Raw genomic sequence first — 22527 nt, forward strand, 5'->3', positions numbered from 1 at the left:
GCCAGCCATGGCACGAGTCCGTCGGTCATCGAAATGTCGACGAACTGCCCTTGGCCGTCGGCTCGGCGAGCCTGTAGCGCCGCCAGTATTCCGAACGCGGCCATGAGCGATCCGCCCCCCACATCGGCAATCGACAGGCCGGGCACGATGGGCCCGGTCGCGGGTGTGCCGAACAGGTGCAGACCGCCTGCAAGCGCCAGGTAGTTCAGGTCGTGGCCCGCCACCTTTGCATAGGGTCCGTCTTGGCCGTAGCCGGTGATGGCGCAATAAACCAGGCCTGGATGGGCCTTGCGCAGCGATGTGTAGTCCAGTCCCAGGCGTTCCATCACACCGGGGCGGAAGCCTTCGACGATCACATCGGCGGTGGAGGCCAGGCGCCGGAAGACTTCTTTGCCCTCTTCGGTCTTGAGGTCCAGAGTAAGGCTTCGCTTGTTCCGGTTGAGCAGCAGGAAGGAACCGGATTCCTCCTTGCAGAGCGGCTCGAAGGCGCGGTTGTAGTCGCCCCCAACGGGATGCTCTATCTTCAGCACGTCGGCGCCGTAATCGGCCAGCATCTGGGTGCAAAAGGCGCCGGGCAGCAAGCGTGTGAGGTCCAGCACCTGGATGCCGGCCAGTGCGCGTTGCTTGTTGGATTTTGATGTGTTATCCATGTCAGGCCGCAGTCCAACCGCCGTCGACCAGGAGGCTGTGGCCCGTGACATACGACGACGCCGACGACGCGAGGAACACCGCCGCGCCGTGGACTTCGTCGACACGGCCGAAGCGACCCATGGGGATCCGCGCCAGAAGCCGTGGCGCGATGTGTGGGTGGGCGACCATGCCCGCCGTGAGGTCGGTTTCCACGAACCCATAAGCGATGGCATTCACCCGGATGCCGTGCTCGGCCCAGTCGTGCGCGAGCGATTTCGTGAGTTGTTCGACCCCGCCTTTCGAGGCGCCGTAGGGTACCTGCCGCTTGAGTCCGATACGTCCAGCGATGGAGCTGATGTTGATGATGGAGCCGCCCTTGCGCGCGATCATCAGAGCACCCAGGTGGCGGCAGCAATTGAAGACGCCGGTGAGGTTGACTCCGATGATCCGGTCCCAGTCCGACCGGTCCGTTTCTTCCATGGAGGCGTAGTGCGGGTCGATCCCGGCGTTGTTGACCAGAATGTCCAGGCCGCCATATTGCGCGGTCATCAGATCGCGCAGCCGAACGGCGTCCGTCTCGTCCGATACATCGGCTGGCATGAGAGCGGCGCGTCCGCCGCTTTGCGTGATCGCATCGACGGTTTCCTGCATGGGCGCCGTGTTGCGGCCGCAGACCACCACCGTGGCGCCGTGGGTTGCGAGGGCTTCGGAAATCGCCCGCCCGATACCGCGGCCTCCTCCCGTGACCATGGCGACTTTCCCGGTCAGATCGAAGCCGCTCACAGCGCTTTCTCCTCGCGCGTCACGCGGCGGCTGATGGCCCAGCGGTGCACCTCTGACGGGCCGTCGTAAATGCGGAAGGCCCGCAACTCGCGGAAAGCCCGCTCGACGATGGTGTCCCCGGTCACACCCAAGCCACCCAGGATTTGCACGCAGCGGTCCGCAACGCGGTACAGGGCCTCGGACACAAACACCTTGGCCACGCTGGATTCGTGTCTTCCCTGTTTGCCCTGGTCGAGCGTCCAGGCGGTGTGCCAGATCGCGAGTTGGCACACGTGCAGGTCGATCTCGTTGTCGGCGAGCATGAAGCCGATGCCTTCATGTTCGGCAAGCGGCTTGCCGAAAGCCTGGCGGCGTTTCGCGTAGTCGATGGCGATTTCGTTGGCGCGGCGGGCCACGCCCAGCCAGCGCATGCAATGCGTCAACCGTGCCGGCGCCAGTCGAACCTGCGCATACCGCAGCCCTTGCCCCAGTTCACCCAGGATGTGGCTGACCGGAATGCGGCAGTCGCGGAACTCGACCTCGGCATGTCCGCCGGTGAAGCTGGAGTCGATGCTGTCGATGCTTCTGACGATGTGGATGCCGGGTGCGCTCATGTCGGTCAGGAACATGGTCGGTCCCCCGCCGGGGCCCGTGGCCTTGGCCATCACGATGGCAAAGGCCGCGCCACTCGCTCCGGTGATCAGCCATTTGCGGCCATTGACGATGTAGTCGTCGCCGTCTGGCTCGGCCGTCGTCGCCAGCAGGCTGGGGTCGGAGCCGGCCCCGGGATGGGGCTCGGTCATGCAAAAGCACGAACGCACCTCGCCGCTGGCCAGAGGCTTGAGCCAGCGTTGTTTTTGCTCTTCCGAAGCCACCTCTTCCAGCAGGTGCATATTGCCCTCGTCCGGCGCAGCGCAGTTCAGCGCGAGGGGCCCCAGCATCGAATGGCCAGCCTGCGCAAACACCACGGCCCTGCCCAGGTGCGACAAGCCCAGCCCGCCCCATTTCGGAGCCACATGTGGCGACAGCAGGCCGGCCTGGCGGGCGAGCCCAACCAGTTCCAGGCGCAGTGCGTCGGAGGGTCCGTGGCTGTCCTGACCTGGATCGGATTCGTAGGGGAGCACCACCGTGCGGACAAAGGTGGCGGTTCGCTGTTGCAGGTCGAGCAGCTCTGGAGGCAATGAAAAATCGATCATGTCGTTTGTTTGAATGTTCGGTGAGATGGATCAGGCATGGCGCCCTTGTGCCAGGTCGTGGGTAAATTCCAGCAACCCGCGTGAGAGTTCGCCGAAGCGGCTGTAGCGCGGGTCTGTGGTGGCTCCGCTGCGGTATCGGGCATGGAGCTGCATGAACACCACGCTCAGCTTGAAGATGCACAACACGCGGTAGAACGCCAAGTTCGAGACATCTCGGCCCGTGGCGCGGGCGTACGCCTGCACCACCTCAAAGCGGGTCGGGAAGCCGTAACCCGCGGTCGGCATTTGTCCCAGTTCGTGCATGGCTGGCGGATCGCCGGCCTCGGTCCAGTAGCTCAGCAGCGTGGCCAAGTCGAACAAGGGATCGCCTCGCGTCGACATGTCCCAGTCGAGCAGGGCCACCGGTTCGAGGGTCTGCGGATGCAGGATCAGGTTGTCCAGCTTGAAGTCGGCGTGCAGGAGGGTGGGCGGCAGCTCGGGGGGCCTGTGTTTTTCCAGCCATGCAGAAATGAAGCGGATCGCCCGGTGCGGCTGGTTTTCAGACGCGAGTTCAGCACGGCGGGTCCAGCCAGTCACGGCGCGTGCCAGGAAACCCTCCGGCTTGCCCAGGTCGCCCAGACCCGTCGCCACTGGATCGAGCGCATGCAGTTGCACGAGCAGGTCCACCATCGAGTTGGCCAGCTGTTGTCCGATTGCCGGGGCCACGATGTCGGGCGGTATGTGCGCGCCGCCGATGACACGTCCGGCCCGGTATTCCATGATCTGGAAATGCGCCCCCATCACGGCGGTATCGGCGCAGTAAAGCACGGCGCGTGGTGCGTAGCGGTAATGCGGTGCGAGCGCCTGGAGCACCCGGTGTTCGCGTGCCATGTCGTTGGCGCCCGGCAGCACCTCACCCAGGGGAGGGCGGCGCAAGACGTATTCACGGCCATCGATGTCGACCAGGTAGTTCAGGTTCGCCAGCCCGCCGGCGAACTGCCGCGGCGGGCGCTCCAATTCGAGGCGCATGCCCTGGCCTGACAAATACCGGCCGATGCTGTCCCATGGCAGAGGCACGGTATCGTCCGCTTTGCGCAGCTTGGGCCGCGCACCTTGGGGGCTGGTCGCCGGTGGCGGCACTTGCACTTTGGCTGGGCCCTGGCTGCCGGTTTGTTCTTGGATAAAAGTACTTGTCATGTTTCGTTTGCAAAGCATCCGCAAAAGGCACGAGGTGCCGCGACCGGCAGGGTCGTCATGGGTCGCCTCAACCCCGTACCAGTGCCGTCAGGCGGCACGAGCCAGGGTTGAGGCGCTGATCGACCGCCCTCGGTGGGGCGTGCTTATTTCTTCAGCGATGCGCAGGTGGACTTGTCCAGCGGCATGAAAGCCTGGTCGCCGGGTGTTACTTGGCGGACGTGGTAGTAGTCCCATGGGTACTTGGACTCGGACGGCTTTTTGACTTGCAGCAGGTACATGTCGTGCACCATGCGGCCGTCTTCGCGCAGCTTGCCGTTGCGGGAGAACATGTCCTCGACAGGCATGTCCCGCATTTTCTTGAGGACAGGCATCATCTCGTCAGTACCTGCGGCGCCGACGCCTTTCAGGTAATGAAGCACCGATGAATAGACCGAGGCCTGGACCATGGTCGGCATCCGTTTGTGCTGTTCGAAGAAGCGCTTGGACCAGGCCCGTGTCTTCTCGTCAAAATCCCAATAGAACGCTTCCGTCAGGTACATGTCCTGCGCCTTGCTCAAGCCCAGACCATGCACGTCGGTGATGAACATCAGCGTGGCCGCCAAAGTCTGCTGTTTGGTGATACCGAACTCCACGGCTTGTTTGATGGCGTTTGTGGTGTCGTTGCCGGCATTGGCCAGCGCGATGACTTTGGCCTTCGATCCCTGTGCCGTCAGCAGGTAAGAGGAAAAGTCCGGCGCGGAAAACGGGTGCTTGATGCTGCCCAGGACCTTGCCCCCGGATGCTTTCACCACGTCCGCCGCATCTTTTTCCAGCGCGTGGCCGCCCGCATAGTCGGCGGTCACGAAAAACCAGGTGTCGCCGCCCTGCTTCATGACCGCGCGTGCGGTGCTCGCAGCCAGCGCGTAGGTGTCGTAGGCCCAGTGCAGACCGGAAGGCGTGCACTCTTCGTTGGTGATCCGGGTGCTTGCAGCGCCAGAAAAAATCGCGAACTTGCCTTTTTCTTTCGCGATGTTGAGGACGGCCAGCGCAGCGGCAGAGGATGGGACGTCCGCGATCATGTCCACGCCGTCTGCGTCAAACCACTGGCGTGCCCTTGAGGACGCCACGTCGGCCTTGTTCTGGTGGTCGCCAAAGACCAGTTTGATCGGGAAAGTGGTCTTCGTGGTCTTCTTGAAATCCTCGATCGCCAGTTCTGCCGCCAGTACCGAACCACGGCCCGAGAGATCGGAATAGATGCCCGACATGTCGGTGAGGACGCCGATTCTTACTTCGTCGTCGCTCAGCCGCAGCGACTGCGCGCCAGCTCCCATCGAAAGCACGATCGTGCCCACGCCAAGCAGGTGGGCGAATTTGAGATTTTTCTGCATTTTGGGTGTCTCCATTGAGGCCACATTTTTCAAAGCCCCATGCCTTGAATGTATGACTGTCTGACAATCATTGTATTGTTGGTCATTTACTTCAATGATGAAAACCATACTAGACAGCTCTAATCTCACAGTGTATTTGCGCGTAACTGGAAGCGCTTACATGTGCTCGTCGAAATTTCGATGTAGGATGGTCAGACATTCAAGCCAGCTGGCCCACCCCGCTGAACGGGGCAGTTTGTGCGCTGAGTTCTTGCCTGAGAAGGCTACAAACACAGGCATTGAGAGATGAAAGCAACCTTCGAAAAACTCAAGAAAATTCCGGCCTACCGGGCGCTCGCCGAAGCCATGACCGAGCAGATCCTCGACGGGCGATTACAGGAGGGCGAGCAGGTGCCCACCGAGTCGCAGTTGTGCGAGATGTTTGGGGTCAATCGGTCCACCGTCAGGGAGGCTATCCGGGTGCTGGAGGAGGCCAACCTGATACGGCGGGAACACGCCAGGAAGTTGCTGATCAGCAAACCTTCGCACCAGGAAATCGGTGCTCAACTTGAGCGCGCCCTGCTGCTGCATGAAATCACTTTTGACGAACTCTGGGAGGCCATGCACCTTCTGGAGCCGCAGATGGCCAAGCTTGCCGCACAGCAGCCCCAGCCCGACCTGATTGAAAAACTGACCCGGAACATCGAGTCCACCCAGGAAGCGCTGTCACGCGGCGAGTCGCTGGTGAGGCTGGACATCGAGTTCCACGGCCTGATCGCACAAATGTGTGCGAACCGCGCCCTCAACCTCGCGCGCGAACCCATCAGCCGGCTTTTTTACCCGTCTTTTCAGCGCGTCATGGTCAAGGTGCCAGTGGCTGGCCAGCGGCTGGTCGGTGCTCACAAAGCCATACTGGAGTCGCTTATCCAGGGAGACGGCGCCGCGGCTGAAGTGTGGATGCAGAAACACATCGTCGATTTCAAGCGCGGCCTGGAACTCGCCAACGTCAACGTCAAATCTACAGTGGGTTGATCGGATTCAGGGCGTTGCCTGAGCGGCAAGCCTGCGCTCACGCATGTGAGAATCGCTTGAACCGGCGGGGGATTGAAGAGCCGACTGCTTACGCCCCGGCCCAACCGGCCACGAACTTGACATGTCAACCACCCAAACACCCACCGCCACTGCAAGACGTGACTTTTTGTGGGTGGCGGCAGCCAGTGCTGCCGCCACCCTGATGGCGGGCTGCGCCTCGCCGTTTTCGTCGTCCACCATCGGTCGCGCACCCGACTCACCCGCCTCGCGCGAGTACCGGAGGTTGGTGGCCGGCCACCTGTACACCCGCAACAGCGAGCGCATCTTCAAAGGCATGCTGCCGTCGATGTTGTACGCCATCGGGGTGCTGCAGGTGGACATCGATCGTCGCGGCCAAGTCACGCGCACCCATTGGTTGCGCGCGCCCAGCCATGCGCCAGAGGTGACGGCGGAGATCGAGCGTTTGGTGCGCAGCGCAGCACCGTACCCCGCGCCACCGCGGGCGGTCACCTACACCGACACCTGGTTGTGGGACCTGAGCGGCCGCTTCCAGCTCGATACGCTCACCGAAGGGCAGTTGTAGGTGCTTGGCCCTGCGTGGGTGCGGGTCCGCCGCCACGTCACAGGTCGGCTCCGTCGGGTTCTTGACGGTGCAGCTGGCGCACAAGCGACCTTGCCGACCCCAGCGGCGTGGACAATCGCGCCATGTCTTCACCTTCATCATCTCCATCGGCCTCACTGACAGGCACCGCTTTTGCCACCTTGCTGCTCATCGCCTTCATGATGGGCGCCAACCACGTGGCCGCTCGCCTGGCGTTTGACGATGGAGTGGACGTGGCCACGGCAGTGGCTTTTCGCAGTGCCGTGACGGCCGTGGTGGTGGCCCTGCTGGTGCGCTTCCAGCGGGTCAGCGTTCGGCTCACGGCCCGCCACCGCAAGGCCTTGCCGGTCATCGGGGTGCTGGTGGCTGTGCAGAGTCTGTGCCTGTATTCCTCGGTGGCGCGCTTGCCGGTGGCGCTTGCCTTGCTCGCGTTCAACACCTATCCCTTGTGGACGGCGTTGTGGGCCCGTGTGGTCTATGGTCACCGGCCCGAGCGCATGGTGTTGCGGGCGATGCCGGTGATGTTGATCGGCCTGGCGCTGGCGCTCGATGTGTTCGGCGCCGCTTCCGGGCTGGGGGCTTCCACACATTGGTCGCAGATCGGCGTGGGCGTGGCGTTTGCGCTGGCTGCGGCGGCCACCTTTGGTCTGGCCCTGGTGTTGACGCAGCACGAAGCCGCCGATGTGGATGGTCGGCTGCGCACCGCAACCACCATGGGCATCGTGGCTATGCTGGCTTTGGTGGGTGTGGGCACGCAGGGCGGGTTTCACCTGCCGCAAGCGGCCATCGGCTGGGTCGGTTTGCTCGGGCTGACGGCCTTGTACGGCACGGCGTTCACCATCATGTTCACCGTGTTGCCGCGCCTGGGTGTGGTGGGCAACTCGGCCATCATGAATGTGGAGCCCATATTTGCCTTGGTGCTGGCTTGGGCCGTGCTGGGCCAGAGCATTGCGCCGGTGCAGGTGGCGGGCGGCCTGCTGGTGGTGGCCACGGTGATGTGGCTGGGCTTGCGCCGCCGCTAGGAAGGGCGGCACGGTTTGCGCCGCGCCGCGCCGGGTTGGCGGGTCGCCGGCGAGACTGCGCAATGGGCCCCAGCTTCCATACTCGGACCACTTCAACATCTCCACACAAGACCTACATGATCACCGTGCACCACCTCAACGAATCGCGTTCGCAGCGCGTGCTCTGGCTGCTGGAAGAACTGGGCGCTCCCTACGAAATCCGGTTCTACGAGCGGGACGCCACCACACGTCTGGCGCCCGCCGAGCTCAAGGCGGTGCATCCGCTGGGCAAGTCGCCCGTGATCGAAGACGCGGGGCAGACGTTGATCGAGTCGGGCGCCATTGTGGACTACCTGATCCGCCGCCACGGAGGCGGGCACTTGCGCCCGGCCCTGGATACGGCCGATTTTGAGACCTATCAGCAGTGGCTGCACTACGCAGAAGGTTCGGCGATGTTGCCCCTGCTCTTGAAGATGTATGTGGGGCGGCTGGGCGAGGCCGGCGCTCCGCTGCAGCCGCGCATAGAAGGTGAGCTGGCGAACCACCTGGGCTATATCGAGCGCGCGTTGCAAGGGCGCGAGTGGCTGCTGGGCGATGCGCTCAGCGGTGCCGATGTGCAGATGAGCTTTGTGGGTGAGGCGGCGCGCGGTTTGCGGGCGGGCTACCCGAACATCGATGCCTGGGTGCGCCGCTTTCAGCAGAGGCCCGCCTACCGCCGCGCGCTGGAGCGTGGTGGCCCCTACTCGATGGCCAGCTGACGCGCGGCAGGCCAGCGGTCCATGGTCCAGGCAGCAAGAAGGCTTGCGGGGTGGACCTCCAGCGCACTCAGGCGCTTTTGAGCCCGGGCATGGGCGCGATCGTGAGCGCGCACGCGAGCCGCCTCCAGCGCTCGGCCGGCAGCTCTTCCTGCAGCAGGCCACACAGACCCTGAAACACCGGCGTCGGCATGGCCACCATGGCCTTGCCGACCAGTTCCTGCAACTCGGCGTGGTTCAGGCCGCGGGCCATCCAGCGCAGGTAGTAGGCGCCTTCCTGGGGCGTGAAGGTGGCTTGCAGGCGCTGGTCCATGGCTTCGATATCGGCGTCGCTGAATTGCTCCCACAGGGCGTGTGTGAACGCGGTTTCCTCGTCGGCCATGTGCTCCAGGTTTTCGCCGACGAAGCGCGAGAGCTCCAGGTAGAGCTCGTACGCGTTGTCGCGTGCGGCCGGACTGCCCTGGGCCACGACGGACAGCAACTGGCGCAGCCGGGCGATGCTGCTCAGGTGTTCTTCGTGGTCGGCATCGAAGGGGGCCACCGCGCGTGGTGCGCGTTCACGCATCGGCGCGTGGAAATGCGTGTTCTCGTGGACGAGGTGGTCGGTGCAGACCTGCAGCAGCTCCTCGACCTGGGCCACCAGCGTGGCGCGCTCACCGGCATCACCAGCGTCCAGGCTGGCGACCTGTTGCAGGGTGCGAAACATCAGCGCGCGCAGCGCCTTGTGAATGAAGCGGTGGCTTTGTGGCCGCCGGGTGTGGCAGACGTGGTGCGTGGTTTCGTGACGGATGTTGTCGCTGGTCATCAGCATGGGACGCTCCTGAGGGGGTTGGGAAGGTCCGCATTCTTCGATGCCTTGCGGGGTTCGCACAGGCCGCAAAAAGGGTAGTCACCAAAAAGAGGTGTGCGCTGAGCAGGCGCAGGCCGCTCGGGTCGCGCCGGCCGCTCAGGCCCAGGGGCGCAGCTCTTCGGGGTGTTGCCGCAGGTACTGCAGCAGGTGGCGCCGCTTCTCCGGACCACGGGTACCGGGCAGGGTGCCGCTGGGCGCCTTCTCGAACATGTCGGGCAGGGCGTCGGCTGCGCGCTGGTACACCGAGCGCCAGACCTTCTTCAGTGTGTGCTGGGTCACGCCGATTTCATCGGCAATGTCTTCGTCGGCCAATTCGCCCAACGCCAGCCGCAGCACGCGGCGCTCGGCCGCGCTGAAGCCCAGGACGGGCGGCACGGCATGGAACATGTCGCGCACCAGCTGGCCTGGGAATACGTGCGCGGCCTCGGCGCGGTTCAGGCCGTGCAGGTCGGGCTGGTCCGATCCCCGGCGGGTGCGGCGCTTGAAGCCCATGCCCAGCAGGTAGTCGCCGCCGTCGGACAGGGCCTCCTGCCAAATATCGCGCAGCTGCAGGCCGCCATGCGCGGTGCGGAACAGTTGCATGGCCGTGAGCAGCATCTGTTGCACCTCGGGCAGGCTGCCGTCGATGTTGCGCTGGGCGTAGTGCAACACTAGCATGCCGACCTCGCCATCGGCGTTGGCACGCGCCAGGCTGCGCTCGTCCATCGGCGCCGTGCGGCCGTCGAGGAAGTCGCGGTACCAGACCGCGCCGGCGTGAGCGGGTGGGTCCTCGCGCAGGCGCTGCTGCCAGCCCGCGTCCAGTGCCACGGTCATGCCCAGACCCACCAGGCGCTGGCCGGGTGGGCGCGAGAGGTCCTCGATCACGTCGGCGCTGTAGCCTGGCTGGCCCATCAGCCGGGTCCAGAGTTTCGGCAGGGCGGCGCGCAGTTCGGCGTCCATGACCAGCCAGCCGGGGAGCAGTTCGCGGCACTCGGCCAGATCGGCGTGGCGCATTGGCCGGCCCCGCACCGGCTTGCCTGGCCCGGCTTGCAGGGGCATGGGATGGGCGGGAGGCAGGGGCAGGTCGGTCAGGAACATGGCTGTGGGGTGGGCGCAGGAGGTCAAGAGCTTAGGCTGGAACGCTCTGCGTTTGTCTGACCTATACTGCGGCAATCTCGTTCATCTACGGCGAAAAACGTGGTTTTTGATCAAATTGACCGTGAAATCCTCAGTCTTCTCGCGCGTGACGGGCGTTTGACCTTCCGCGAGCTCGGGGACGCCGTGCACCTGAGCGCGAATGCCGTGTCCGAACGCTTCCGGCGCTTGCAGGCCGGAGGCGTGATCCGCCACATCCGCGCCACGCTGAGCCCGTCCGCCCTGGGGCGCGATCTGCACGCCCAGATCGAAGTGAAGATGGCGGCGGGCACGTCGGCCCAGGAATTCGAGAATGCCTTGCGCCACCTGCCGCAGGTGGTCAGCGCCACGCTGATGACCGGTTCGTTCGACTACGTGGTGCGTGTGGCCTGCAGCGACCGCGAGGACCTGATGGGTCTGACCGAAACCCTGCGCCGGCACGCCGGCGTGAGCGAAACCTATACGCGTGTCATCCTGCACGAGGTCGAGCTGGTGAATGCGGTTTGACGCGAACGCCTGGTTCCCCCTGTGTATGGGTGTTACGCGAGCGGTGGACGGTGCAGATCGGTGCGTCGGTCGCGCAGATAGGTGTTGGGCCTGAAAGCCGCCAGCTCGGCGTGCGCCATGCGCACTTGCAGCAGGGTTTCGCCGCGCTCGGCCTGCGCCAGCACCCGACCGTCCGGACCGGCTGCCGTGCTCAGTCCGCCGTAGTGGACCGGGCCTTCTTGGCCGCAAGCGTTCGCATACGCAACGAACAAGCGGTTTTCGCAAGCCCGGGCCGGCACGAGCAGCGCAGGTACTTCGTCGAAACCGATCATGTTGGCGGTCGGTACCAGCACCGCATCGGCGGCTTGCAGCGCGAGCCCGCGCACGGCTTCGGGGAACTCCACGTCGTAGCAGATGAGCAGGCCCAGGCGCCAGCCGCGCCATGTGAACACCTGGGACGCGGCGTCGCCTGGGCTGAACTGGGCGCGGTCCATGTCCCCGAACAAATGGGTCTTGCGGTAGTGGCCGATGGCTTGGTGGTCGGGGCCCATCGCCTGCGCGGCGTTGAAGGGTTTGCCGCCCTGCGGGTGGCGTTCGGGGTAGCCGTAGACGATGGCGATGCGGTGGCGCTGCGCGATGGACGCCACGGCTTGCGCCAGCGGACCGTCGGGCGCTTCGGCCAGGGCGGCCACGCGCTCGGCGCCGATGGCGTAGCCGGTGAGCCCCATCTCGGGACAGAGCAGCAGATCGGCGCCTTGTGCGCGCGCCTGGGCCGCTGCGGTGTCGAGCCGTTCCAAGGCCAGCGCGGTACCGGCTTCGGGCGGCGCGTAGGCGGTTTGCCAGAGGGCGAGGTTCAGGGGGTGGGCTGGCATGGGTTTCTTCAGGGCTTCGACAGGCTCAGCCCGAACGGGAGGGGGCGTAGAGAGGTAGAGGGTTTGTGGGCGTCCGCACCAATTTACCCGTTCGCCCTGAGCTTGTCGAAGGGCTCAAAATCCGTGGGGCTCCGGCTCGGCACCCGAGGCGTGGCGCGAGATCGGGTGGGCGTGTGTGCCGCCTGCTCGGTATGCCCTTCCAGCGCGAGTCGAGTCCGCAGCCGCCGTGGCCCGCCCCATGCCGCTCAGTCGGGCAGCGCGATCGGGCCGATGTCGGCAAAACGCTCGCCGGGGCCGGGGTTGTCGCTTGGGCACTGGCCACCGAACTGGTGCAGGATGCCCCAGACCGCGTTGAGCGAGGTCTGCACCGCGCCTTCGACCCAGGCCGGTGTCCACGACACGTCGTCGCCGGCGATGAAGATGCCGCGCTCGGCGGGTGGCAAGCGGTCTTGCATGAAGTGGCCGTACATGCGGTGGTTGTAGCGGTAGTGGCCGGGCAGCGCGCCTTTGAAGGCGCCCAGAAAATACGGATCGGCCTCCCACGACACGGTGATGGGCTCGCCGATGATGTGGCTGGCGATATCCACCGTGGGGTATATCTTTTTCAGTGCAGCGAGTGCGAGCTGCACACGCTTTTCGCTGGTGTGCGGCAGCATCTTGAGCGCGTCGCCCATCCAGGCGTAGCTCAGGCAGATCACGCCGGGCTGGTCCGGCCCGTTGTCGAACAGGTAGGTGCCGCGCGTGAGCCGGTCGGTGAGCGTCATGCTCATCAGGTCGCGGCCGGTTTGCGGGTCTTTGTCTTTCCAGAACGGGCGGTCCACCATGACGAAGGTCTTGCTCGATTGCTTGTAGCGCGTGCGGTCCAGCGCCATCCACAGCTTGTGCGAAAACAGCGACTCTTCCACCACGATCTGGGTGGTGAGCAGCCAGCTCTGGCAGGTCACCAGCACGGCGGCGTAGGTGCGGGTGGTGCCCCAGGTGTCGGTGACCGCGAGCCGATCATCCGCCGCGCGGGTGATGGCGGTCACGCCGGGGCGTGGCGCTCCCTGGTGCAGGCTGGCCAGCGAGGTGCCAGCGGGCCAGTGCGCCAGTGTCTCGGGCGTGTGGCTCCACAGGCCCATGGGCACTTGCTGCACGCCGCCGGTGATGAGGTGCTGGTTTTCGTCGCAGCCGGTGAGCACCACGCGCAGAATTTCCAGCATGGAGTTGGGAAAGTCCGAGTCCCAGCCGCCGGTGCCAAAACCGACCTGGCCGAACACCTCGCGGTGGTGGAACGAGAGCTTGGCGAACGCGTCGGACTGTGCCACGAAGTCGTAGAAGGTGCGGTCGTCCCACAGCGGCACCAGTGCGTTCCACATCGCTTTGAGGCGCGGCACGTCGCGCTCGCGCAAGGCTTGTTGCATGTCCGAGAAGCGGGCGTCGGCCTCCAGCGCCAGGGCCCAGGCCTGGGCCACTTCGTGGAACAGCGGCGGCAAGTCGGCCAGGGTCTGGGCGTAGTGGGTCTGCCCTTCGATATCGATCACCGTGCTGCCGGCGGCGGGCGTGAGCGGGTTGGGAAAGGGCTGGGTCTGCAGGCCGAGCAAATGCACGTAGTGGAAGAAGGCCGTGCTCGATGCCGGGAAGCGCATGCCGCCCAGCTCGGCCACGATGCCGGGCGCGCCCGAGGGGCCGGCGAAAGCCTGCGAGCGCAACCGCCCGCCCATGCGCGAAGCCTCGTACACCACGGGTTTCAAGCCCAGTTTCATCAGCTCGTAAGCCGCCACCAGACCGGCGATGCCCGCGCCCACAATGGCCACTTCCTGGCCGTGTGCGCTGGCCGGCAGCGTGCCCAGGCCTTGCGGGTGGGCGATCCAGTCGTCAAACGGAAACGGGAAGTCGGGTCCGAAGACCGTGACCGCAGCGTTGGGTGCGCGCAAAGCTGTCATGAAAATGTCCCTGGAACAGGCGGTGCATGCCGCAGTGTGATCCACAAGTCTCGCGTTGTCGCGCCCTGTCTTGCACAAGCGCCGCGTGGCGCCGGTGGTTAAAACAAGCCGGCGACCAGCCAGGCGCCCGTGCCCCACATCATGAGGGCGACCAGGCCGTCGAGCACACGCCAGAGGTGCAGCGAATTGAGGCGGCGGCCGAGCCAGAAGGTGGCGCCGCCCAGGGCCAGAAACCAGACCATGGAGCCGGTCATGGCGCCCAGGCCAAACACCTTGTTGTCGGACCCGTAGGCCAGCGAGGCGGTGCCGATCAGCACGGCGGTGTCGATCCACGCGTGCGGATTGAGCCAGGTGAAGGCCAGCGCCGACAGCACGGCCTGGCGCCGCGTTACCGTGGGTGGCAGGGCCGCTTCTGCTGCGCCGCCGATGGGCGTTGCCGCTGGCCGCAGAAAGCGCTGGAATGCCTGCCAGCCGTACACCGCGAGAAACAAGGCGCCCGCGCCGACCATGGCGCCCATCAGCTTGTCGGACAGGCCGCCCAACTGGGCCAGACCCAGCACGCCAAGGCCAATCAGTACCACGTCGGACACCATGCACACGGCCACCGTGAGCCAGACGTGCTGGCGGGTCAGGCCCATGCGCAGCACATGGGCGTTTTGCGGGCCTATGGCCATGATCAGCGAGAGGCTGAGCACCATACCGGCGGTGAAGGTGGGAAATGCGAGGGTCATGGCAAGGGCCTGGAGAAACGGTGTGGTCGGTTGCGGCCCCGACCGGTAGAAGGTGGTAGGGGGCCGCTTGCTCGACAGTGTCCATCAGAGTGCGCAGTATTTAAACTGAGTTAAATTAAAATACGATTGCTTAATTAATAGTTAACCAAAGAGGGTTCCACGCCATGCTCGACGCCCGACAACTGGAAGCCTTGGCCGCGGTGGTGGAACACGGGGGGTTCGGCCCGGCGGCGGGGGCCTTGTCTCTCACGCTGGCGGCGGTGTCGCTGCGCATCAAGGCGCTGGAAGAGCACCTGGGCCAGCGCCTGCTGGTGCGCGGCAAAAGCGTGCGGGCCACGGCGGCGGGGCAGGCCTTGCTGGCGCATGTGAAGCAGGTGCGCATGATGGAGACCGACTTGCTGGCCGGGTTGCAAGGTGGGGGTGCCAGCAAGGCGGGGCCGCGCTGGCAAAGCCTGTCGGTGGCGATCAACGCCGATTCGGTGGCGAGCTGGTTTTTGCCCGGCGTGGCGGCGCTGCTGCAACGTCACCGCCTGTTGCTGGAGATCGTGATCGACGACCAGGACCACACGCTGGACGCGCTCAAAAGCGGCGACGTGATGGGCTGCGTGACCACGCTGGCCGAACCCATGCGCGGCTGTGTGGCCGAACCGCTGGGTTTGATGCGCTACCGCTGCGTGGCCGCACCCGAGGTGGTGCAGCGCTGTCGCACGCCCGCTGGCGCGGTGTCGCCACACCGGCTGCTGGCACAGCCGGCCATCATCTTCAACCGCAAAGACGCTTTGCAAGACGCATTTCTGGCGCAACATTTTGGGCTGCGCCAGCCCCTGTATCCGCGCCACTTTGCGCCCGCCATTGACGCTTTTGAGACCGCCATCGAGCTGGGGCTGGGCTGGGGCATGGTGCCCGAGCAGACGGTGGCGGTGCGCCCGGGCATGCAAGAGCTGCTGCCCGGCGCGACGGTTGAAGTGGCTTTGTACTGGCAGCACTGGGCACGTGAAGCACCTTCGGCCCAGCGCCTCACCCAGGCGGTCAAGGCGGCCGCCCAAGCCAGCCTGCTGCCGCTGGCGGCCGTGGCCTGAGGGGACTGAACGGCCAGCGGCGAGCCGCTCGGCTCACCAGGCCAGGTAGGCGTAGCCCTTTTCTTGCAGCTCCATCACCGCTGCGGCACCCACGTCTTCGATCTGCGCGAAGTCCAGCATGTCGGCGGCGGTCCAGCCCAAGGATTGCATGGTGTTGCCGCAAGCGATGAAGCGCACGCCGTAGGCCTGCGCCATGCTGCGCGCCCGCTGCTGCATCAGCTCGGGCACCGGGCGCTGGGGCGTTTTCGCCAGCAGGTGGATGCCAGGGCCCCAGGCCACCACCGCGATGGCGACGTCGTCCACGTACTTCTTGAGCATGGCGCTGATGGAGTTGAAGATCGCCTCCTGGTACTCGGGCTCGGCCCGGTTCAGCTGGTAGACGATTTTGTGCGGCGCCTCATCGGCACCCAGCCGCAGCGGCAGCGCGCTGCTGCTGGCGGCGCTGGCGCCGGAGCCCAGGGCGGGCAGGGTGGACAGCGCCAGCAGGCGGCCGAGCCAGCGCCGGCGTTCGGGGGGTGTGGCGGTCGTGTCGCTCGTGGCGGCTGGCGTGGTGGGGAGGACTTTCATGGTTCCTGAGCGTAGCCAGGAATCCACCGCCTGTCACCCGGTCGCCCCCAAGCCCCGCGTGGGCAAGGAGGCGATCCAGGCCGAGCCGTTGGGCGTTGGCCGTCAGCCGACGGTGGCGGGCTGGACAGCGGCGCTGCGGCGCGGTGCGCGGTCCATCCCGGTGAAGGCGAAGTCCACCTCGGGCTGGCGACCTTCGACGATGTCGGTCAGCGCGGCGGCCGAGCCGCAGCCATGGGTCCAGCCCAGGGTGCCATGGCCGGTGTTCAGAAACACGTTGCTGCACTTCGAGCGGCCGATGTAGGGCACGTTGCTGGGCGTGGCCGGGCGCAGACCGGTCCAGAACTGGGCGCCTTCGCCATCCGTCATCTGGGGAAACAGTTCGCGCACCCGCTTCACGATGGCCTGGCAGCGCACCAGGTTGAGCTCGGTGTTGTAGCCGTCGAATTCGGCCGTGCCCGCGATGCGCAGGCGCTCGCCCAGGCGCGAGAACACCAGCTTGTGTTCGTCGTCGGTGAGCGAGACCTGGAACGAGGCTTCGGGGTGCGTGACGGGCAGCGTGACCGAATAGCCCTTGGCGGGGTAGATGCGCAACGTCTGGCCCAGCAGGCGGGTCCATTGCGCGCTGAACGAGCCCAGGCACATCACATAGCTGTCGCTGCGCCAGTCGCGCACCACGCCATCGATGTCCGCCAGTTGCAAGGCTTCGAGCCGTTGGCTGGTAGCGCGCGCGCCCACGATGCGGGTGTTGTACAAGAAGCGCACACCCGCGTCTTCGCACAGGTTGGCCAGGTTGCGGGTGAACAGGCGGGCGTCGCCCGATTCGTCGCTGGGGGTCATGCTGCCGCCCACGATGCGGTGGCGGCTGTCGCGCAGCGCCGGTTCGATCGCCACGCATTCGTCGGGCGTTTTCATGTCGAGCTCACAACCCAGTTCGCGCATTTGTTGCGCCGGGCCCTGGGCGGCGTCGAATTCGGCCTGGCTGGTATAGAAGTGCAGGATGCCGGCGGTCTTCTGGTCGTACTGGATGCCGGTCTGGGCGCGCAGCTGTTGCAACACTTGGCGGCTGTACAAACCCAGGTTCACCATTTGCCGGATGTTGTGGCGGGTGCGCGCGGGTGTGCATTCGCGCAAAAAACCCAAGCCCCACAGCCACTGGTTCAAGTCGGGGCGCAAGCGAAACAGCAGCGGCGCGTCTTCGCGCGCCAGCCATTTCAAGACTTTGAACGGTGCGCTGGGGTTGGCCCAGGGTTCGGCGTGGGACACCGAAACCTGGCCGCCATTGGCGAAGCTGGTTTCCAGTCCGGCGGCGGGCTGGCGATCGATGACGGTGACTTCGTGGCCGGCCTGGCGTAGAAACCAGGCCGAAGTGACGCCGGTGACGCCGGCGCCGAGAACGGTGATGTGCATGAAAAATTCCAGAGAACAGGTGAGAAACAGCCACGGCAGACCTTGCTGCTGTGCTTGCCGCTCCCACTGTCCTTGGTACCTGAGAGATTCGTCCCCCGCGCATTCAAGACACGGGGGCTTGCTCCTTCGGTGGCGCGCATCGGTGGACGCGCACGCTCTCCAGTATCGGCTGGTGTCCATCCAATACGGGGGCCTGAGCGGTCATGGAAGTTTGCGCCTTCGGCGGTTCGCCTGGGGGGCGAACGCTCTCTTGGGTGGATGCGCCATTGTAGGCAGGACCGCCACCGCGAACCGCTTTGGTGGTGCCGACTTCGCCACCCATTAGCGCGGCTGATGATGGGAAAAGCAAGGCCTGGGGCCGCGACCTAAAATCGCTGCATGCTCCAAATCAAACAAGACCTGCTGGCGGCGCTGGCCGATGCCCTGCGCACGCTCGCGCCCGACCAGGCCGCCACCGCGGTTTTCGAATCGCCCAAAGTGGCCGCACACGGCGACTTCGCCTGCACCGCCGCCATGCAGCTGGCCAAACCCCTGAAACAAAATCCCCGCCAGGTGGCGGAACAGCTGCGCGCTGCCTTGCTGGCCGCGCCCGCTTTCCAGCGCTGGGTGGCCGATATCGACATCGCCGGGCCTGGCTTCATCAACGTCCGGCTCAAGCCCGAAGCCAAGCAGCAAATCGTGGGTGAAGTCCTGCGGGCGGGTGAGCGGTTCGGCTTCGCCCCGTCCAACGGCCAGCGCCTGATGGTGGAATTCGTCTCGGCCAACCCCACCGGGCCGCTGCACGTGGGCCACGGTCGGCAGGCCGCTCTGGGCGACGCGATCTGCAGCCTGTTCCAGACCCAGGGCTGGGACGTGACGCGCGAGTTCTATTACAACGACGCGGGCGTGCAGATCCAGACCCTGGCCCACAGCACGCAACTGCGCGCCAAAGGCTTCAAACCCGGCGACGCCGAATGGCCCAGCGGCGAAAAGGCCCCGGCCTACAACGGCGACTACATCGCCGACATCGCCGCCGACTTTCTGGCCAAGAAAACCGTGGCTGCCGACGACCGCAGTTTCACCGCCAGTGGCGATGTGAACGATCTGGCTTCGATCCAGCAATTCGCCGTGGCCTACCTGCGCCACGAGCAAGACCTGGACTTGCAGGCTTTTGCGGTGAAGTTCGACAACTACTACCTGGAATCCAGCCTGTACACCAGCGGACGGGTCGACGCGGCGGTGCAAAAGCTGCGCGAGGCCGGCAAGACCTACGAGTTGGACGGCGCGCTGTGGCTCAAGTCCACCGACTACGGCGACGACAAAGACCGCGTGATGCGCAAGCAAGACGGCAGCTACACCTATTTTGTGCCCGATGTGGCCTACCACATCGCCAAGTGGGAACGCGGCTTCACCAAGGTCGTCAACATCCAGGGCACCGACCACCACGGCACCATCGCCCGCGTGCGTGCGGGCCTGCAGGCGGCCAATGTGGGCATTCCCCAGGGCTACCCCGACTACGTGCTGCACACCATGGTGCGCGTGGTCAAGGGCGGCGAAGAGGTGAAGATCAGCAAGCGCGCCGGCAGCTACGTGACCTTGCGCGACCTGATCGAGTGGACCAGCAAAGACGCGGTGCGCTTCTTTCTCCTCAGCCGCAAGCCCGACACCGAATACACCTTCGATGTCGATCTGGCGGTGCAGAAGAACAACGAGAACCCGGTGTATTACGTGCAATACGCACACGCCCGCATCTGTTCGGTGCTGGCCACCTGGCGCGAAAAGGACGCGGGCGACGAGGCCCTGCTGGCACAGGCCGATCTGTCGGTGCTGGACAGCCCGGCGGCACAGACCCTGATGCTGCAGCTCGCCAAATACCCCGAGATGCTCACCGCCGCTGCCGACGGCTTTGCGCCCCACGACGTCACCTTCTACCTGCGCGAGCTCGCTTCCAGCTACCACAGCTATTACGACGCCGAGCGCATTCTGGTGGACGACGTGGTGGTGAAAACCGCCCGCCTGGCCCTGGTTCGGGCGGTGGCGCAGGTGTTGCACAATGGTCTGGCGGTGCTGGGCGTGAGCGCCCCGCAGAAAATGTGAAGACGAAAGCCCCTATGAAAAGCAAATCCCTGCGAACCCGGAACAATTTTGGCGGCACCCTCATGGGCCTGGTGATCGGCCTGCTGCTGGGCCTGGGCGCGGCGCTGGCCGTGGCGGTGTACGTGACCAAGGTGCCGGTACCGTTTGTGGACCGGGGCGTGTCGCGCAAGCCGGGCCAGGATGCGATCGAAGCCGAGCGCAACAAGGGCTGGAACCCGAACGCGCCCTTGAACGGCAAGTCGGTGACGGGCGTGCCCGAATCCGCCACCGGAGCCGAGACGGCGGGCGCCATTGTGGTGCCACCGGCCGACGGGCAGCCGCTGCCGGCGGCCCCGGTCAAGCCCGATACCGCCGGCAGCAAAGCCTCGGCCGACCCCTTGGGGGACTTGGTGCAGTCCAAGCTGGGCGCAGCGCCAGCGCCAGCCGCCAATGCTGCCGCCAGCCCTGCAGCGAGCCCGGCCACCGCCGACCCCTTCACCTATTTTGTGCAGGTGGGCGCTTTTCGCACCCCGCAGGACGCCGAAACGCAGAAGGCCAAGCTGGGCATGCTGGGGATCGAGGCGGCCATCACCGAGCGCGAACAAAACGGCAGGACCGTGTACCGGGTGCGCGTGGGGCCGTTCAGCCAGAAGGCGCTGGCCGATCAAACCCGCGAGCAGCTGGAGGTCAGCGGCGTGGAAGCGGCCTTGGTGCGCATCCAGCGCTGAGCCACCTCTTCTCTGCCGGGGCGCCGCGGGAGACCGGGGAACTTTCGCCCCGCGCCTGTGCCCCAATGCTGCGCTAAACAGGAGTTATTCATATGCAACGTCGCGATTTTTCACATGCGGTTCTGGCCGCTGGCGCCACCGCCATCGGAGTGGCCGGCTCGTTTTCCCCACGGTCGGCGCGCGCCCAGGTGGGTGGCTTCAAAGAAGGCACGAACTACCAGCGCCTGGGCAAGGCCGCGCCGGTGGACAGCCCGGCCGGTCAGATCGAGGTGGTGGAGTTTTTTGCCTATTCCTGCATCCACTGCTTCAATTTCGAGCCGGTGTTCAACGAATGGATGCACAAGGTGCCGTCGTATGTGACCGTCAAGCGCGTGCCGGTGGCGTTCAGCGAGGCCTTTGTGCCCATGCAACGCCTGTACTACGCGCTCGAAGCCATGGACCTGGTTGACAAGCTGCACGAAAAAGTCTTTCAAGCCATCCATGTGGAAAAACTGCCCCTGACCACGCCCGACCCCATCGTGGCCTGGGTGGGCAAGCAGGGCGTCGACAGCGCCAAGTTCACCAGCTTTTACAACTCCTTCGCTATGGCGGGCAAGGCCAAGCGCGCGATCCAGTTGCAGGACGCCTACCAGGTCGAAGGCACCCCGGCGCTGGGAGTGGCGGGCAAGTACTACGTCGGCGGGCAAGGCCCCACCACGCTGCGGGTGGCCGACGCCTTGATCGCCCAGCTGCGCAAGTCCTGAGTTCACAAAGGCCGGTCGGCCGCGCGGCAGCCGCTCTGTCTGCCCGGTGTTTTGCCGCAAAGGCCCGCCATGTGCGGGCCTTTTTGCTGGCGGATCCGCACCGGGGCTTGCGGTGATAAAGAATCCTCGCTAATCCCGACTTTCCCCGTGTAGCCGGAGGAAAGCCGCTCACCCGCCGTTACAATGAATGCAAGTTTCGTGCCTTTGAAGAACATGCCCATCCATCCTCTTCGCTCCCTTTTCCGTCCCGCGCTGGCGTGTCTGCTGACCGCCGTGCTCGGGGTGGGGCCGGCCCTGGCCGAACGGGCCGATCGCAGCAAGCCCTTGAATGCCGAGGCCGATGCCTTGCGCTACGACGACGCCCGCCAGACCAGCGTGTTCACCGGCAATGTGGTGATCACCAAGGGCAGCATCGTCATTCGGGGCGCGCAGGTGGAGGTGCGGCAGGACGCGCAGGGCAACCAGTTTGGCCAGGCGGTGGGCAGCGCCACGGCGTCAGCCTCTTTCCGCCAGAAGCGCGACGGCCTGGATGAATCCATCGAAGGCACGGCCGAGCGCATCGAATACGACAGCAAGGCCGACACCGTGCGCTTTATCGGCGGTGCCGTGCTGCGCCGTTACAAAGGCGCTCAGCTGAACGACGAGACCACCGGCGCCGTGATCAGCTACAACAACGGCAACGACACCTTCAGCGTGGACGGTGGCAGCCCAGGGAGCAGCACCAACCCCGGTGGCCGGGTGCGCGCCATGCTCACGCCGGTCCCCAAAGCCGAGCCAGCACCGCCCCCCAATCCAGCCAACCTGCGCCCCAGCGGTCAGATCGGCGAGGGTCGCAAGTGACCGTGGCGCACAACAACACCGGCGACCCGATCAGCCGGCTGGAAGCGCGGGGTCTGCAAAAGTCCTACGGCGGGCGCAAGGTGGTCAAAGACGTTTCGCTGGTGGTGGACAAAGGCGAAGTGGTGGGCCTGCTGGGCCCCAACGGCGCGGGCAAGACCACCTCTTTCTACATGCTGGTGGGTTTGTTGCGCTCCGATGCCGGTCAGATCTTGCTGGACGACGAAGCCATCGAAGGCATGCCGATCCACCGCAGGGCGCGCATGGGTCTGGGCTATCTGCCGCAGGAAGCCTCGATTTTCCGCAAACTCACCGTGGCCGAAAACGTGCGCGCGGTGCTGGAGCTGCAGCAGGACGAGGACGGCAAGGCCTTGTCGGGTGCACAGATCCGCAGCCGGCTCGATGCCTTGCTCAAAGAGCTGCATGTCGAGCATTTGCGCGATTCGCCCGCGCCCGCGCTCTCGGGTGGCGAACGCCGCCGGGTGGAAATCGCCCGGGCCCTGGCGACCAATCCGCGCTTTATCCTGCTCGACGAACCTTTCGCCGGTATCGACCCGATCGCGGTGATCGAGATCCAGCGCATCATCGGGTTCCTGAAGTCGCGTGGCATCGGCGTGCTCATCACCGACCACAAC

The 22527-nt window shown here is 65.4% G+C and carries 24 protein-coding genes and 1 riboswitch; of the genes, 11 read left to right on the top strand and 13 right to left on the bottom strand.

The features are described from left to right. From ABYB95_RS01725 to ABYB95_RS01745, 5 genes are all read right to left on the bottom strand, one after another. Positions 1 to 650, bottom strand: a 650-nt coding sequence (locus ABYB95_RS01725) for a CaiB/BaiF CoA transferase family protein (RefSeq protein WP_372656700.1), incomplete at its 3' end; no start/stop codon positions are given. A gap of 1 nt (position 651) precedes the next feature. Beyond that, positions 652 to 1413, bottom strand: coding sequence for an SDR family NAD(P)-dependent oxidoreductase (locus ABYB95_RS01730; protein WP_372656701.1), 762 nt, complete (start codon positions 1411 to 1413; stop codon positions 652 to 654). Next, complete coding sequence (locus ABYB95_RS01735; protein ID WP_372656721.1) at positions 1410 to 2585, bottom strand: acyl-CoA dehydrogenase family protein; 1176 nt, start codon at positions 2583 to 2585, stop codon at positions 1410 to 1412. Before ABYB95_RS01735 ends, ABYB95_RS01730 begins: the two co-directional genes overlap by 4 nt. 33 nt (positions 2586 to 2618) lie before the next feature. Then, a complete protein-coding gene (locus tag ABYB95_RS01740) occupies positions 2619 to 3764 on the bottom strand; it encodes a phosphotransferase family protein (RefSeq protein WP_372656702.1) in 1146 nt (381 codons plus the stop codon). A 143-nt stretch (positions 3765 to 3907) separates the two neighbouring features. After that, positions 3908 to 5131, bottom strand: coding sequence for an ABC transporter substrate-binding protein (locus tag ABYB95_RS01745; RefSeq protein WP_372656722.1), 1224 nt, complete (start codon positions 5129 to 5131; stop codon positions 3908 to 3910). 285 nt (positions 5132 to 5416) lie between these two features. Here ABYB95_RS01745 and ABYB95_RS01750 point away from each other — a divergent pair, with 285 nt between their 5' ends. The 4 genes from ABYB95_RS01750 to ABYB95_RS01765 all read left to right on the top strand — a co-directional run bounded on the left by ABYB95_RS01750 (position 5417) and on the right by ABYB95_RS01765 (position 8502). Next, positions 5417 to 6142, top strand: a complete 726-nt coding sequence (locus tag ABYB95_RS01750) for a FadR/GntR family transcriptional regulator (RefSeq protein ID WP_372656703.1) — start codon at positions 5417 to 5419, stop codon at positions 6140 to 6142. 121 nt (positions 6143 to 6263) lie between these two features. Continuing rightward, complete coding sequence (locus ABYB95_RS01755; RefSeq protein WP_372656704.1) at positions 6264 to 6725, top strand: hypothetical protein; 462 nt, start codon at positions 6264 to 6266, stop codon at positions 6723 to 6725. Positions 6726 to 6847: 122 nt separating this feature from the next. Continuing rightward, positions 6848 to 7765, top strand: coding sequence for a DMT family transporter (locus ABYB95_RS01760; RefSeq protein ID WP_372656705.1), 918 nt, complete (start codon positions 6848 to 6850; stop codon positions 7763 to 7765). 116 nt (positions 7766 to 7881) lie between these two features. Beyond that, entirely contained in the window at positions 7882 to 8502 is a 621-nt protein-coding gene (locus ABYB95_RS01765; protein ID WP_372656706.1) for a glutathione S-transferase family protein, read from the top strand. A 67-nt stretch (positions 8503 to 8569) separates the two neighbouring features. Here ABYB95_RS01765 and ABYB95_RS01770 read toward each other — a convergent pair whose 3' ends face one another. Then, positions 8570 to 9310, bottom strand: coding sequence for a hemerythrin domain-containing protein (locus ABYB95_RS01770; protein ID WP_372656707.1), 741 nt, complete (start codon positions 9308 to 9310; stop codon positions 8570 to 8572). Positions 9311 to 9445: 135 nt separating this feature from the next. Further along, a complete protein-coding gene (locus ABYB95_RS01775; RefSeq protein WP_372656708.1) occupies positions 9446 to 10426 on the bottom strand; it encodes a helix-turn-helix transcriptional regulator in 981 nt (326 codons plus the stop codon). 99 nt (positions 10427 to 10525) lie between these two features. Here ABYB95_RS01775 and ABYB95_RS01780 point away from each other — a divergent pair, with 99 nt between their 5' ends. Next, a complete protein-coding gene (locus ABYB95_RS01780) occupies positions 10526 to 10969 on the top strand; it encodes an Lrp/AsnC family transcriptional regulator (protein WP_372656709.1) in 444 nt (147 codons plus the stop codon). Between the two features lie 32 nt (positions 10970 to 11001). Here the strand turns inward: ABYB95_RS01780 and ABYB95_RS01785 are convergent, their stop codons facing one another. From ABYB95_RS01785 to ABYB95_RS01795, 3 genes are all read right to left on the bottom strand, one after another. After that, positions 11002 to 11820: a carbon-nitrogen hydrolase family protein gene (locus ABYB95_RS01785; RefSeq protein WP_372656710.1), complete on the bottom strand. Its 819-nt coding sequence runs from the start codon at positions 11818 to 11820 to the stop codon at positions 11002 to 11004. Between the two features lie 245 nt (positions 11821 to 12065). Next, positions 12066 to 13745, bottom strand: coding sequence for a flavin monoamine oxidase family protein (locus ABYB95_RS01790; RefSeq protein WP_372656711.1), 1680 nt, complete (start codon positions 13743 to 13745; stop codon positions 12066 to 12068). A gap of 98 nt (positions 13746 to 13843) precedes the next feature. Beyond that, entirely contained in the window at positions 13844 to 14476 is a 633-nt protein-coding gene (locus ABYB95_RS01795; RefSeq protein ID WP_372656712.1) for a LysE/ArgO family amino acid transporter, read from the bottom strand. 164 nt (positions 14477 to 14640) lie between these two features. On the opposite strand from ABYB95_RS01795, the gene ABYB95_RS01800 reads away from it, so the two are divergent. Further along, on the top strand, positions 14641 to 15555 hold the full coding sequence (locus ABYB95_RS01800) for an HTH-type transcriptional regulator ArgP (RefSeq protein ID WP_372656713.1): 915 nt from the start codon (positions 14641 to 14643) through the stop codon (positions 15553 to 15555). Between the two features lie 33 nt (positions 15556 to 15588). On the opposite strand, the gene ABYB95_RS01805 is transcribed toward ABYB95_RS01800, so the two are convergent. After that, positions 15589 to 16122: a DsrE family protein gene (locus tag ABYB95_RS01805; protein ID WP_372656714.1), complete on the bottom strand. Its 534-nt coding sequence runs from the start codon at positions 16120 to 16122 to the stop codon at positions 15589 to 15591. Between the two features lie 102 nt (positions 16123 to 16224). Next, a complete protein-coding gene (locus ABYB95_RS01810; protein ID WP_372656715.1) occupies positions 16225 to 17529 on the bottom strand; it encodes a D-amino acid dehydrogenase in 1305 nt (434 codons plus the stop codon). Between the two features lie 56 nt (positions 17530 to 17585). Beyond that, positions 17586 to 17702, bottom strand: a riboswitch (glycine riboswitch). A gap of 205 nt (positions 17703 to 17907) precedes the next feature. Between ABYB95_RS01810 and argS the strand changes: the two genes are divergently transcribed. The 3 genes from argS (at position 17908) to ABYB95_RS01825 (ending at position 21055) form a co-directional block, all read left to right on the top strand. Further along, positions 17908 to 19605: an arginine--tRNA ligase gene (argS, locus tag ABYB95_RS01815; protein ID WP_372656716.1), complete on the top strand. Its 1698-nt coding sequence runs from the start codon at positions 17908 to 17910 to the stop codon at positions 19603 to 19605. A gap of 14 nt (positions 19606 to 19619) precedes the next feature. Next, complete coding sequence (locus ABYB95_RS01820; RefSeq protein ID WP_372656717.1) at positions 19620 to 20312, top strand: SPOR domain-containing protein; 693 nt, start codon at positions 19620 to 19622, stop codon at positions 20310 to 20312. 92 nt (positions 20313 to 20404) lie between these two features. Continuing rightward, positions 20405 to 21055 (top strand): thiol:disulfide interchange protein DsbA/DsbL, encoded by a 651-nt coding sequence (locus ABYB95_RS01825; RefSeq protein WP_372656718.1) that lies wholly within the window; start codon positions 20405 to 20407, stop codon positions 21053 to 21055. A gap of 2 nt (positions 21056 to 21057) precedes the next feature. Here ABYB95_RS01825 and ABYB95_RS01830 read toward each other — a convergent pair whose 3' ends face one another. Continuing rightward, positions 21058 to 21270: a hypothetical protein gene (locus ABYB95_RS01830; protein ID WP_372656723.1), complete on the bottom strand. Its 213-nt coding sequence runs from the start codon at positions 21268 to 21270 to the stop codon at positions 21058 to 21060. Between ABYB95_RS01830 and lptA the strand changes: the two genes are divergently transcribed. Both lptA and lptB read left to right on the top strand, forming a co-directional pair. After that, positions 21239 to 21895 carry a lipopolysaccharide transport periplasmic protein LptA gene (gene lptA, locus ABYB95_RS01835; RefSeq protein WP_372656719.1) on the top strand — a complete coding sequence of 219 codons (657 nt, stop codon included), beginning with the start codon at positions 21239 to 21241 and terminating at the stop codon, positions 21893 to 21895. The genes ABYB95_RS01830 and lptA overlap by 32 nt on opposite strands. Beyond that, positions 21892 to 22527: LPS export ABC transporter ATP-binding protein (lptB, locus tag ABYB95_RS01840; protein WP_372656720.1), on the top strand; the 636-nt coding region annotated here is incomplete at its 3' end. The genes lptA and lptB, both read left to right, overlap by 4 nt.

Origin of the sequence: Hydrogenophaga sp., from assembly GCF_041633695.1 — a bacterium.
Lineage (GTDB): Bacteria > Pseudomonadota > Gammaproteobacteria > Burkholderiales > Burkholderiaceae_C > Hydrogenophaga.

Coding starts and splice junctions, on each gene's coding strand:
- ABYB95_RS01740 (WP_372656702.1), bottom strand. CDS start 3,764: ATGACAAGTACTTTTATCCAAGAACAAACCGGCAGCCAGGGCCCAGCC.
- ABYB95_RS01745 (WP_372656722.1), bottom strand. CDS start 5,131: ATGCAGAAAAATCTCAAATTCGCCCACCTGCTTGGCGTGGGCACGATC.
- ABYB95_RS01750 (WP_372656703.1), top strand. CDS start 5,417: ATGAAAGCAACCTTCGAAAAACTCAAGAAAATTCCGGCCTACCGGGCG.
- ABYB95_RS01755 (WP_372656704.1), top strand. CDS start 6,264: ATGTCAACCACCCAAACACCCACCGCCACTGCAAGACGTGACTTTTTG.
- ABYB95_RS01760 (WP_372656705.1), top strand. CDS start 6,848: ATGTCTTCACCTTCATCATCTCCATCGGCCTCACTGACAGGCACCGCT.
- ABYB95_RS01765 (WP_372656706.1), top strand. CDS start 7,882: ATGATCACCGTGCACCACCTCAACGAATCGCGTTCGCAGCGCGTGCTC.
- ABYB95_RS01770 (WP_372656707.1), bottom strand. CDS start 9,310: ATGCTGATGACCAGCGACAACATCCGTCACGAAACCACGCACCACGTC.
- ABYB95_RS01775 (WP_372656708.1), bottom strand. CDS start 10,426: ATGTTCCTGACCGACCTGCCCCTGCCTCCCGCCCATCCCATGCCCCTG.
- ABYB95_RS01785 (WP_372656710.1), bottom strand. CDS start 11,820: ATGCCAGCCCACCCCCTGAACCTCGCCCTCTGGCAAACCGCCTACGCG.
- ABYB95_RS01790 (WP_372656711.1), bottom strand. CDS start 13,745: ATGACAGCTTTGCGCGCACCCAACGCTGCGGTCACGGTCTTCGGACCC.
- ABYB95_RS01795 (WP_372656712.1), bottom strand. CDS start 14,476: ATGACCCTCGCATTTCCCACCTTCACCGCCGGTATGGTGCTCAGCCTC.
- ABYB95_RS01800 (WP_372656713.1), top strand. CDS start 14,641: ATGCTCGACGCCCGACAACTGGAAGCCTTGGCCGCGGTGGTGGAACAC.
- ABYB95_RS01805 (WP_372656714.1), bottom strand. CDS start 16,122: ATGAAAGTCCTCCCCACCACGCCAGCCGCCACGAGCGACACGACCGCC.
- ABYB95_RS01810 (WP_372656715.1), bottom strand. CDS start 17,529: ATGCACATCACCGTTCTCGGCGCCGGCGTCACCGGCGTCACTTCGGCC.
- argS (WP_372656716.1), top strand. CDS start 17,908: ATGCTCCAAATCAAACAAGACCTGCTGGCGGCGCTGGCCGATGCCCTG.
- ABYB95_RS01820 (WP_372656717.1), top strand. CDS start 19,620: ATGAAAAGCAAATCCCTGCGAACCCGGAACAATTTTGGCGGCACCCTC.
- ABYB95_RS01825 (WP_372656718.1), top strand. CDS start 20,405: ATGCAACGTCGCGATTTTTCACATGCGGTTCTGGCCGCTGGCGCCACC.
- lptA (WP_372656719.1), top strand. CDS start 21,239: ATGAATGCAAGTTTCGTGCCTTTGAAGAACATGCCCATCCATCCTCTT.
- ABYB95_RS01830 (WP_372656723.1), bottom strand. CDS start 21,270: ATGTTCTTCAAAGGCACGAAACTTGCATTCATTGTAACGGCGGGTGAG.